This is a genomic window from Microbacterium sp. zg.Y909, from assembly GCF_024626565.1.
Genome location: NZ_JANJFJ010000136.1, coordinates 1 through 11007, shown reverse-complemented (window position 1 = coordinate 11007; position 11007 = coordinate 1). Strand labels below are relative to the sequence as shown.

The window sequence follows — 11007 nt, the reverse complement described above, 5'->3', positions numbered from 1 at the left end:
TCGCCCCCGCCGTCGTGGCGCTGCGCGCCCACGTCGCGTCGGTGCTCGAGACCGAGATCGCCCGCGCCCGCAGCCGCGGCGACGACGGCGCCACCGAGCAGGCGCTGCGCCACCTCGCCGGCGTGCTGATGCACACCCCCACGGTGCGCGCTCACGAGCTCGCCGAGCAGGGTCGCGCCGACGACGTGTTCGCCGCGGTGTCGGCGCTGTTCGGGCTCGAGGCCGACGAGCCTGTCGCGGTCGTCGAGACCGACGACGTGGCAGCCGCAGGCTGACCGTGAGCGCTCCCGTCCCCGCGTCCGAGGTGTACACCGCCGGCGGAGAAGACCGCGCCGCGACGCCCCTCAAGCGTGCCGCCCAGTGGGCCGGCACCGCGCTCGTATCGCTGTTCGATGCCGGCGGCGCGGCGGCCCCGGCGATGACCGACATCGTCATCCGCCTGGCACTGGACGGCACCGAAGTGCGGCGGTTCGAGCCTGCCGACATGGAGGACGTCGAAGCGATCCTCGAGATGGTGGAGCGCGACCTCGCAACGCTCGATGCCGTCGACTTCGCCGACGCCTGGCTCGACTGACCGCCCCCACTGCGCTCCCCGCACACGCTCGCCTGCGCGGTGAGACGATGGAGGGATGAGCCTGCACATCACCGACGACCCCGCAGCGGATGAGCTGCTCACGCGCGACCCGCTGGCCCTGCTCATCGGCATGCTGCTGGACCAGCAGGTGCCGATGGAGACTGCGTTCGCCGGGCCGCTGAAGATCAGCGAGCGCCTGGGGACGCTGGATGCCGAGGCCATCGCCGGCGCCGACCCCGAACAGTTCGCCGCGCTGTTCGCACAGACCCCGGCGGTGCACCGCTTTCCGGGTTCCATGGCGGCGCGGGTGCAGGCGCTGTGCGGTGCCGTCGTGAACGAATGGGGCGGGGATGCCGCAGCCATCTGGACCCGCGACGACCCGGATGGGCGCACGGTGCTGAAGCGCCTGAAGGCCCTGCCGGGATTCGGCGACCAGAAGGCGAAGATCTTCCTGGCGCTCATCGGAAAGCAGTACGGCTACACCGGCGACGGGTGGCGTGAGGCATCCGCCCCCTACGGCGAGGAGGGGTCGCACCGCAGCGTCGCCGACATCGTCTCGCCCGATTCGCTGCAGAAGGTGCGGGCGTTCAAGAAGGCCGCGAAGGCCGCCGCGCGCGAGTCCGCAGGCACGTCGGCATAAGAAAGGCAGCGCAAGCTCTCAGGTTTCTCATAGGGTAGAGACGAAGCGACCGCCGACGCCCCGGGGAGGCCTGCATGCTCACGCCGTTCATCATCATCGGCAGCATCGGTCTTCTGGTGCTCGTGATCTCGCTCGTGGTCGGCGACATCTTCGACCACTTCGAGATCGGCGAGGGTGCCCTCTCGGGCACGGCGCTCGGCATCGCCGCGGTGGTCTTCGGCGCGAGCGGTGTCTTCACCGCTTCATCGAACCTCGATGACGTGTGGGTCTACGTCATCGCGGCGGGACTCGCGATCGTCACCTACGTCGTGGCGGTGCTGTTCATCCGCAAGCTCGCGGCGAGCTCCGACGGCGCTCCCGCCAACGCCGTCGGCCTCACCGGGGTATGTCGCTCCCCGATCACCCCGGCCGGCGGCGAGGTCTCCCTCGACGGCCCGCACGAGATCGAGCGGCGCCTGGCGTACTCGGACACCCCCATTCCCGAAGGCGTGCGCATCCGCGTCGTCGAGCACAGCGGCACGCGCGTCAAAGTCGTCGCCGAGTAATCCCGCGGCGGTCGCCGCGATCCACGGAAGGAATCCCATGCCGGTCGACATCGTCCAGATCGCCGCCGTCCTCGCCCTCATCGTCGCAGTCCTCGGACTTCTGACCTTCATCGCTCGGCGCATCCGCCGCGTGCCCCCGAACGAGGCGCTCATCATCGTCGGACGCGGCGCCGGCAAGCCCGTGCCGGGTGAGGCCACCGGTCAGCGCGTCGTCATCGGCGGCCGCACGTTCGTGTGGCCGATCCTGCAACAGGGCTTCCCGATCTCGCTCGAGCAGCGCCAGATCGGCATCACCGTCGAGGGCGTCGACAAGAACCGCATCAAGATCGCCATCAAGGCGTCGATCAACTTCAAGGTCTCCGGCACCGAAGAGGGCGTGCGCCGCGCCGGCCAGCGCTTCCTCTCGCAGCAGGAGACCCTCACCGACATCATCCGCGAGTCGCTCGAAGGCTCGCTGCGCTCGATCATCGGCGACATGACGATCGAGCAGATCATCTCCGACCGCAAGGGATTGTCTGACCGGGTCGTCGCCGAGACCAAGGCCGACCTCGTCGAGCAGGGCCTGCAGGTGGATCTGCTCAACATCAGCGACATCTCCACCCCCGGCAGCGACTACCTCGCCAACCTGGGTCGCGCCGAGGCCGCCCGTGCCCGTCAGGTCGCCGAGGTCAGCGAAGCCGAAGCCTCGCGAGCCAGCGAATTCGCCCGCATCGAGGCCGCCGAGCAGATCGCCGAGCGCCAGAAGGCGCTGAGCCTGCGCCAGGCATCCATCAAGGCCGACACCGACCGCGCCAACGCCGAAGCCGACGCCGCCGGCACGTTCACCAAGGCCGAGCAGGATCGCCTCGTCGCACAGCAGGAGCGCGAGGCGCTCATCGAGCAGGCTCTCGTGACGCAGGAGCGGCTCGACATCGAGATCCGCAAGCCCGCCGAAGCCGAGGCGTACGCCGAGGTGCAGCGCGCCACGGCCCTGCGCGACGCCGCCAATGCCGCGACCGAAGCCGACGCGTACAAGCGCACCAAGATCGCCGAGGCGAACAAGGTCGCCGCGGTGCAGGATGCCGAGGCATCGGCCACCTCGGTGCGGTTCGCCGGTGAGGCCGAGCGCGACAAGCAGGTGGCACTGGCCGCCGGTATCCGCGCCGAGGGCGAGGCGCGCGCCGCCGCCACACAGGCCGTGGGTGTCGCCGAGGCCGCCTCGACCGACGCGAAGGCTGAGGCGCTGAAGAAGTACGGCGAAGCCGCGCTCGCGCAGGAGATCATCTCGCGCCTGCCCGAGATCGTGCGTGCCGCCGCCGAGCCGATCAGCAACATCGACCAGCTCACCGTCATCTCCACCGACGGCGCATCGGCGATCACGAAGACCGTCGGAACGGTCCTCGGCGAAGGCACCGAGGTCGTCAAGTCCCTGACGGGGCTGGACCTCGGAACGCTGCTGGCCGGTTTCGCCGGCAGCCGCGCGGGGGCATCGGGCAACGGTTCGGCTCCGGCCGGCGCCGGGACGACCGCGCACGGCTGAGCGGGCAGCGCAGGGATGCCGGCGATGCGGTCCACACCGGATGACGGTGCGGACCGTATCGTCGCAGACGGCCGACAGCCCGACCGGGCCTGGCCGACAGCACGGCCGAATGACAGATGGACAAGGGAGTCTTCGTGAGCGACACGGCCCCCGGCGCCGCAGCATCGAACGTGTGGCGGGACCCGGCACGCCCCGTCGACGAACGCGTCGCCGCGCTGCTGGCCGACTTCACCCTCGAGGAGAAGATCGCCCAGCTCACCGGCTACTGGTTCGACAAGCGCGGGCCCGGTGAGGTCGTCGCGCCGATGCAGGACACGCTCGGAGCCGGCCGACCGCCGTTCGAAGTCGCCGCCCGCGCCGGCCTCGGCCACGTCACGCGCGTGATCGGCACCGAGCCCGCCCCCATCCCCGAGGTCATGGCACGGCTTGCCGACGTGCAGGGGGCGCTCGTGGCATCCACTCGCCACGGCATCCCCGCCATCGCGCACGAGGAGTGCCTGACGGGCGTCAACGCGCTCGGTGCGACGGTGTACCCCGCGCCCCTGTCGTGGGGCGCCTCGTTCGATGCGGCGCTGACCGAACGCATCGGCGCCGCCATCGGCGCGGACCTGCGGGCCCTCGGCGTGCACCAGGGGCTCTCTCCCGTCCTCGACGTCGTGCGCGACTACCGCTGGGGGCGCGTCGAGGAGACGATCGGCGAAGACCCGGTGCTCGTCGGCGGCGTCGGGAGCGCCTACGTGCGAGGGATCGAGGATGCCGGCGTCGTCGCGACCCTGAAGCACTTCGTCGGCTATTCGGCGTCGCTGTCGGGCCGCAACCACGCGCCCGTCGCCGCCGGCCCTCGCGAGGTCGCCGACGTGCTGCTCGTGCCCTTCGAGCTCGCCGTGCGCGAGGCCGGGGTGCGCTCGGTGATGAACTCCTACAGCGACATCGACGGCGTTCCCGTCGCGGCAGACCACGCGCTGCTGACCGGTCTGCTGCGCGACACCTGGGGATTCAGCGGAACGGTCGTGTCGGACTACTGGGCGGTGGCGTTCCTCGCCACGGCCCACGGCGTCGCCCGCGACGCCGCCGACGCCGGCCGCATCGCCCTCGAGGCCGGCATCGACGTCGAGCTGCCCAACGGCATGTGCTACCCGCCGCTGGCGGGCCTGGTCGCCGACGGCGCGCTCGACGAGGCCGTCATCGACCGGGCCGTCGCGCGCGTACTGCGGCAGAAGGCGGAGCTCGGGCTGCTGGACCCCCCACAGGCGGATGCCGCGACGCGCGACGCCGCTGACGCCCTCGTGGTCCCCGACCTCGACTCCCCCGGCAACCGGGCGCTCGCCCGCGAGGCGGCGGAGGCATCCGTCGTGCTGCTGCGCAACGAGGGTGACCTGCTCCCGCTCCCCGCGGAGACCCGCCGTCGCATCGCCGTCATCGGCCCCACCGCCGACACCCCCCGCGCACTGCTGGGGTGCTACTCGTACCCGGTCCACGTGCTTCCGCGGCATCCGCAGTTCGGGCTCGGCGTCGACGTGCCCAGCGTGCTCGAGGCCCTCCGCGCCGAGTTCCCGCACGCTGACATCCGGCACGAGCGCGGTGCCGACTTCCTCCATGCCGACGAGTCCGCAATCCCCGCTGCGGTCGCCGCGGCCCGCGACGCCGACCTCGTGATCCTCACCGTCGGGGACCTGCCGGGAATGTTCGGCCGCGGGACCTCCGGCGAGGGGTGCGACGCGACCGACCTCACGCTGCCGGGCGGTCAGGCCGCCCTCGTCGCCGCCGTGCTCGCCGTAGGCACCCCGGTCGTGCTCGTGACCAACAGCGGCCGCCCCTACGCATTCGACTACTCCGCGGCATCGGTGCCCGCCGCCGTGCAGGCGTTCATCCCCGGCGAAGAGGGCGCGGCGGCCATCGCCGGCGTGCTGAGCGGGCGCGTGAACCCGGGCGGTCGGCTGCCGGTGCAGATCCCGCGCATCGCCGGCGGCGGTCAGCACGTCTACCTGGGAGCTCCGCTCACCCGCACGATCGACCGCATCTCGAACCTGCCTACCGAGCCGACGTTCCCCTTCGGGCACGGCCTCTCCTACGGATCGGTCGACATCGCCCCCGGCGTCCTCGACGCCCAGACGATCGCCACCGACGGCACCGCTTCGCTCTCCACGGTCGTGCGCAACACCGGGACGACCGCCGCGCCCGTCGTCGTGCAGCTGTACGTCTCGGATCCGGTCGCCGAGATCGCCCGCCCCGTGCGGCGCCTCGTCGGGTTCGCGAAGACGACGCTGGCGCCTTCCGCCGCCGCGACCGTCACCTTCACGGTGTCGCCGGAGCTGGCGGCCTACACCGGCATCGACCTGCAGCGACGGGTGGATGCCGGCACCCTCGTCTTCAGCCTGGGTCGCTCAAGCGAGGACCTGGTGTCCGAGCACGCCGTCGAGGTGGTCGGTGACCCGCGGCACGTGGGCACCGAGCAGATGATCGTCGCGCCCGTGTCCGTCGTCCTCGCGGAGGCCTGACGATGGCGCCGCGCATGATCCTGCCCGACTCACAGCCCTGGATCGAGATCGCCGAGCGCGCCCGCGCCGTCGAACGCGACAACGGCGGCATCGCCCCTCACGAGGTGGCGGACTCGGCCGACGCCTCCCGCGCCGAGCACATCCTCTACTTCGATTACCGCCGGTACTCGAGGCTCGGCTGGGGTACGCTCGCCGCCGCGCTGTGGCTGGGCGCCTGCGTGGCCGCAGCGCTCATTCCGGCCGGTTTCACCGAGACGCTCGAACGCGAGCGCGGCACGGCGTGGGCTGCTACCGCCACCGGGGTCGTGCTCGCGCTGGTTCTCGGTGCGATCTCCGTGCGGATGCTGCTCCGCCTGCGCCGCTCGGGGCGGGCTCTGACGCGCGCGCTCAACTACTGGATACGTCTGCCCGCACGACGCGCGGAGCCCCCCACGTTCGACCCGGACCACATCGGCACATCCCGCATCTACACCGACGTGGCATTCGGGCTGCGCATGGTGGCGGGCGGGATCACGGCGTCGCTCGGAGCGCTGGGCGCCCTGCTGGCCGCCCGCAGCATCATGCAGCTGGCAACGGCATCGCCGGCCGAACTCGGCGCGCAGCCGTCGGTCGCCGTGCTCGGCGTCCTGTTCGCGGCGGGCATGCTCGCGATGGCGGTGTGCCTGTTCGCCGGGATCCGCCGCGTCCTGTTCGTCTCCGTCAACCCCGGCGCAGTCCCCGCTGCCGTGGCGGCTACGCTCCGCGGAGGCGCTCGGCCAGGTACGCGGTGAGCGCGTCCAGCGGCACGCGCTCCTGCGCCATCGTGTCGCGGTCGCGCACCGTGACGGCGTTGTCGTCGAGGGAGTCGAAGTCGACAGTGACGCACAGCGGCGTGCCGATCTCGTCCTGACGGCGGTAACGGCGACCGATCGCGCCGGCGTCGTCGAAGTCGATGTTCCAGCCGTTGCTGCGCAGCGTGTCGGCCACCTCGCGCGCCAACGGCGACAGCCGCTCGTTGCGCGACAGCGGCAGCACGGCGACCTTCACGGGCGCCAGACGCGGGTCCAGGTGCAGCACGGTGCGGGTGTCGACCCCGCCCTTGGCGTTGGGCACCTCTTCCTCGTCGTACGCGTCGACGAGGAAGGCCATCATGGCGCGGGTGAGACCGAACGACGGCTCGATGACGTACGGGGTGTACTTCTCACCGGTGGCCTGGTCGAAGTAGGTCAGCGACTGGCCGGATGCCTCGGAGTGGCTGCCCAGGTCGTAGTCGGTGCGGTTGGCGACGCCCATCAGCTCGCCCCACTCCTTGCCGGTGAATCCGAAGCGGTACTCGACGTCGATGGTGCCGGCCGAGTAGTGCGCGCGGTCCTCCTCGGGAACGTCGAAGCGGCGCATGTTGTCGGCGTTGATGCCGAGGTCGACGAACCAGTTCCAGCACGCCTCGACCCAGTGGTCGAACCACTCCCCCGCCTCGGCCGGCGGGGTGAAGAACTCGATCTCCATCTGCTCGAACTCGCGGGTGCGGAAGATGAAGTTTCCGGGCGTGATCTCGTTGCGGAAGGCCTTGCCCACCTGGCCGATGCCGAACGGCGGCTTCTTGCGCGATGCCGTGAGCACGTTGGTGAAGTTGACGAAGATGCCCTGCGCGGTCTCGGGGCGGAGGAAATGCAGACCCGACTCGTCGTCGACGACGCCGAGGTAGGTCTTCACCAGGCCCGAGAACGCCTTGGGCTCGGTGTACTTGCCCTTCGTGCCGCAGTTCGGGCACGGGATGTCGGCCAGACCGTTGGCGGCGGGGCGGCCCTTGCGCGCCTCGAAGTCCTCGATGAGGTTGTCGGCGCGGAAGCGCTTGTGGCACTGCAGACATTCCACGAGGGGGTCGGTGAACGTCGCGACGTGGCCCGACGCCTCCCAGACTCGCTTGGGGAGGATGATCGAGGAGTCCAGACCCACCATGTCGCCACGGCCGCGGACGAACGTCTGCCACCACTGGCGACGGATGTTCTCCTTCAGCTCCGTGCCGAGGGGGCCGTAATCCCATGCCGAGCGGGATCCGCCGTAGATCTCACCGGCCTGGAACACGAACCCGCGGTGACGGGCGAGGGCGATGACTTTGTCGAGGCGGGACTGCTCGGCCACAGGTGGCTCCAAATGGTCGTGGTGCGGGCGCGGAAATCGCGGATGCCGCGAGGCCGCGGCATCCGTCGATTCTAGCCGCCGGGCCTCAGCGCACGAACGTGATCGTCAGCGGGTAGCGGTACCACTGCCCTTGGCTGGCCTTGACGGCGGCGATGATCGAGAAGATGAGGTCGACGGCGGCGGCGGCGAGCAGCACGAAGGCGCCGACCAGCACGAACAGCAGCACCATGCCGGCGATCATGGCGATCAGCACCGTCAGCTGGAAGTTCAGAGCCGTCGCGGCATGGGCCCGAACGAACGGGCCGCGGTCGCGCAGCGCCAGGTATCCGATCAGCGCGGGGACGAAACCGAAGAAGATGCCGCCGACGTGGATGAGGGTGGCCCACATCTTCTCGTCGGCAGGGCTGAGCGGAGCGGGCCCGTACGCAGCGCCATACGGCGGCTGCGGGGGCGGAGGCGGCATGGTCACTGTCTCAGCCTATGGGGGCGGCGGCGTCAGTCCGCGCGGCGGAGGGCGGCCGGAGTGAGCTCGCCGACGGAGGTGTGCCCGGAGAGCCCGAGGGTGATGTCGAGCTCGGCGAGCACGTTTCGCACCACCTCGCCGACCCCGGCCTCGCCCGCGACGCCGAGTCCGTACGCATACGGGCGGCCGAGGCCGACCGCGGTGGCCCCGAGGGCGAGGGCGATGAACACGTCGGCGCCGCTGCGGACTCCGGAGTCGAAGACGACCGGGACCCGTCCGGCCACGCGCTCTGCGATCGCCGGCAGCACCGCGAGCGTCGGCACCGACCGGTCGATCTGCCGGCCGCCGTGGTTGGAGATCCAGACTCCGTCCATCCCCGCGTCCACCGCACGGGCGGCGTCATCGGGGTGCACGATGCCCTTGAGGACGATGGGCAGCGACGTCCACTCCCGGGCGCGATCGAGCGCGTCCCACGTGAGCGCCGGAGTCGAGAACACGTCGAGGAACGTCTCGATCGCCGCACGGGGCAGCGGCGAGCGCAGATTCTCACGCAGGCGCGTGGACCCGGTGAGCGCGGCTCCCCGCCGCGCGATGCCGACCCCGGCGGCGACCGTGCGCGGCGCCATCCGCAGCTTGTCACCGGGCGCGGCGGCGTCGGCGCCCGCCATGGCAGCGCTGCGCACCCGCTCCCGCACGAGCCCGCGGAAGACGGGATCGGCCGTGTACTGCGCGATGCCGAGGCCGCGCGTGAACGGCAGGTACGCGAGGTCGAGGTCGCGGGTGCGCCAGCCCAGCAGGTGGGTGTCGAGGGTGATCACGATCGCCTCGCACCCCGAGGCCTCGGCCCGGCCGATCAGCGACCGGTTGAGTTCGTCCGAGGCCGACCAGTACAGCTGGAACAGCCGGTCGCCGTCGGGCGCGGCATCCCACACCCGCTCCATCGCATACGAGGCCTGATTGCTCAGCGTGTAGGGGACACCTGCGGATGCCGCGGCGCGCGCGACGGCGAGGTCGGCGTCGGGGTGGGCGAGCTCCATCACCCCGAGCGGCGCCAGCAGCAGCGGCGTCTCGCGGCGACGCCCGAGGAAGTCGATCGACAGATCGCGGCTCGACACGTCACGCAGCGGCCGCGGCCACACCTCCCACGCGTCGAAGGCGGCACGGTTGGCGGCCACAGTCCGCTCGGCGCCCGCACCGCCGGCGAGGTAGGCGAAGGCCTCGGCGCTCAAGGCGCGACGTGCGGCGGCCTCGAGCTGCAGCGGGTCCACCGGCACGCGCGGCGTCTGGCCGCTGATGCCGGCACGGTAGATGTGCGACTGGGTGCGGCGGGAGATGCCGCGGGCGGCCGCGGCGGGGTCTTCGGGAGCGACGGTGCTCATCCCCACACCCTATGGCCGGCCGCCGGCCGCCCCGTTCCGACGACACCCTCTCACCCGAACCCGCACCAGTCGGCCACCCACGACAGGATGCGGCCCCGCTCCTCTTCATCCGCGGGCACCTCGATCAGCCCCTCCCCTGAGGCAGTCTCGACGGCCAGCGTGAACACCGTGCCGCGCTTGTCCTCCTGCACCGCGTGCGCGTCGCAGCGCAGCGGCATGAGCGGCACGTCGACGGACGCTGCCTCCCCCGTGCCGTCGACCGCGAGGGCGACGGGGAAGGGATCGGTGCTCTCGGCGCCGAACTGCAGCAGGTTGGTGGGACGCACCTCGACGATCCGCAGCGGCTGCGCGCCGCCGGCGGGCGCGATGTCCAGGCGCAGCGTCGCGGGCGACCCCGGCGGGGACGGGGTGAACCCGCCCCACGACAGCGCGGTGACCGCCGCGACGTCGTGGGCGAGGCACTCCCGCGCGTGCAGGCCCGCGACGAACCTGAGCGGATCGTCCGCGGCCACGCGGAATTTGGCGCCCTCGCGGGTCGCGATGACAAGCGTGCTGCGACGATCTGCGGCATCCGGCTCCCCCTCGCACGCCGACGGCGGCAGCGTGATGCGCAGGTCGACCGTGCGTCCCGCGGGCACGGTGCTTTCGCGCTCTCGGACGACAGCGCCCGCGAACCAGTCGTCCCGCAGCTCGACGCGCGCGATGCGCAGATCCTCGTCCGATGCGTTCACCACCCGCACCTGAGCGGTGCGATCGGGGACGTCCGAGCGCAGCTGCTGCAGCGTCACGGTCACGCCGGCGGGAAGTGCGGGCGGCTCCGCGGCGCACGCGGCGAGCGCCAGCACGGCCCCGAGCGCGAGGGTGCCGGCTGCGCCGCGTGCACAACGTCGCCACTTCGCCACGGCCGGGCGCCGAACCGGGCGCGTGGGAGCGGTGCGTGCGCGAATCGCCGACGTTGTGCACACGGCGCGGGCCCGCCTACCGCCGCAGGGTCTCGCGGGCGACGGTGAAGTCCTCCAGCGCCACCGGGTCGATCTCGATCCCGATGCCCGGGCCCGTGGGCACCCGCACGTGGCCGTCCTCGAGCACGATGGGGTCGGTCACGATGTCGCGCGGGTAGAACCGGTCCGACGCCGAGACGTCGCCGGGCAGCGTGAAGCCCGGCAGGGCGGCGAGCGCCGCGTTCGCGGCCCGGCCGATGCCGGTTTCGAGCATGCCGCCGCACCACACCGGGATGTCGGCGCCCCGGCAGAGGTCGTGGATGGCGA

General features: G+C 71.8%; 11 protein-coding genes and 1 pseudogene. 7 read left to right on the top strand and 5 right to left on the bottom strand.

Features of this window, described 5'->3' with window-relative positions; translation table 11 throughout:
- The 7 genes and pseudogenes from NQ160_RS11410 to NQ160_RS11380 all read left to right on the top strand — a co-directional run.
- A pseudogene (locus NQ160_RS11410) lies at positions 1-275 on the top strand (glutamyl-tRNA reductase); the annotation flags it as partial.
- A gap of 2 nt (positions 276-277) precedes the next feature.
- Positions 278-574: a hypothetical protein gene (locus NQ160_RS11405; RefSeq protein WP_257515358.1), complete on the top strand. Its 297-nt coding sequence runs from the start codon at positions 278-280 to the stop codon at positions 572-574.
- A 55-nt stretch (positions 575-629) separates the two neighbouring features.
- Positions 630-1214: an HhH-GPD-type base excision DNA repair protein gene (locus NQ160_RS11400; RefSeq protein ID WP_257515357.1), complete on the top strand. Its 585-nt coding sequence runs from the start codon at positions 630-632 to the stop codon at positions 1212-1214.
- A 74-nt stretch (positions 1215-1288) separates the two neighbouring features.
- The gene (locus tag NQ160_RS11395) at positions 1289-1759 is read left to right on the top strand and encodes an NfeD family protein (protein ID WP_257515356.1); all 471 of its coding nucleotides are present in this window, start codon (positions 1289-1291) and stop codon (positions 1757-1759) included.
- Positions 1760-1796: 37 nt separating this feature from the next.
- The gene (locus NQ160_RS11390; RefSeq protein ID WP_257515355.1) at positions 1797-3278 is read left to right on the top strand and encodes a flotillin family protein; all 1482 of its coding nucleotides are present in this window, start codon (positions 1797-1799) and stop codon (positions 3276-3278) included.
- A 134-nt stretch (positions 3279-3412) separates the two neighbouring features.
- Positions 3413-5776, top strand: a complete 2364-nt coding sequence (locus NQ160_RS11385) for a beta-glucosidase family protein (RefSeq protein WP_257515354.1) — start codon at positions 3413-3415, stop codon at positions 5774-5776.
- Positions 5777-5790: 14 nt separating this feature from the next.
- Positions 5791-6546: a hypothetical protein gene (locus NQ160_RS11380; RefSeq protein WP_257515353.1), complete on the top strand. Its 756-nt coding sequence runs from the start codon at positions 5791-5793 to the stop codon at positions 6544-6546.
- Here the strand turns inward: NQ160_RS11380 and NQ160_RS11375 are convergent.
- The 5 genes from NQ160_RS11375 to NQ160_RS11355 all read right to left on the bottom strand — a co-directional run.
- The gene (locus NQ160_RS11375) at positions 6509-7897 is read right to left on the bottom strand and encodes a glycine--tRNA ligase (RefSeq protein WP_257515352.1); all 1389 of its coding nucleotides are present in this window, start codon (positions 7895-7897) and stop codon (positions 6509-6511) included. The two genes, NQ160_RS11380 and NQ160_RS11375, sit on opposite strands and share 38 nt — an antisense overlap.
- 85 nt (positions 7898-7982) lie before the next feature.
- Entirely contained in the window at positions 7983-8360 is a 378-nt protein-coding gene (locus NQ160_RS11370; protein ID WP_257515359.1) for a DUF4870 domain-containing protein, read from the bottom strand.
- A gap of 32 nt (positions 8361-8392) precedes the next feature.
- Positions 8393-9739, bottom strand: coding sequence for an alpha-hydroxy-acid oxidizing protein (locus tag NQ160_RS11365; RefSeq protein ID WP_257515351.1), 1347 nt, complete (start codon positions 9737-9739; stop codon positions 8393-8395).
- A 50-nt stretch (positions 9740-9789) separates the two neighbouring features.
- The gene (locus NQ160_RS11360) at positions 9790-10641 is read right to left on the bottom strand and encodes a hypothetical protein (RefSeq protein WP_257515350.1); all 852 of its coding nucleotides are present in this window, start codon (positions 10639-10641) and stop codon (positions 9790-9792) included.
- 76 nt (positions 10642-10717) lie between these two features.
- On the bottom strand, positions 10718-11007 hold a 290-nt coding region (locus tag NQ160_RS11355; protein ID WP_306853164.1), incomplete at its 5' end, for an enolase C-terminal domain-like protein.

Excerpts from the sequence above, each read along its gene's own strand:
- NQ160_RS11390 (WP_257515355.1), top strand. The coding sequence starts at position 1,797 with ATGCCGGTCGACATCGTCCAGATCGCCGCCGTCCTCGCCCTCATCGTC.
- NQ160_RS11395 (WP_257515356.1), top strand. The coding sequence starts at position 1,289 with ATGCTCACGCCGTTCATCATCATCGGCAGCATCGGTCTTCTGGTGCTC.
- NQ160_RS11365 (WP_257515351.1), bottom strand. The coding sequence starts at position 9,739 with ATGAGCACCGTCGCTCCCGAAGACCCCGCCGCGGCCGCCCGCGGCATC.
- NQ160_RS11370 (WP_257515359.1), bottom strand. The coding sequence starts at position 8,360 with ATGCCGCCTCCGCCCCCGCAGCCGCCGTATGGCGCTGCGTACGGGCCC.
- NQ160_RS11400 (WP_257515357.1), top strand. The coding sequence starts at position 630 with ATGAGCCTGCACATCACCGACGACCCCGCAGCGGATGAGCTGCTCACG.
- NQ160_RS11380 (WP_257515353.1), top strand. The coding sequence starts at position 5,791 with ATGATCCTGCCCGACTCACAGCCCTGGATCGAGATCGCCGAGCGCGCC.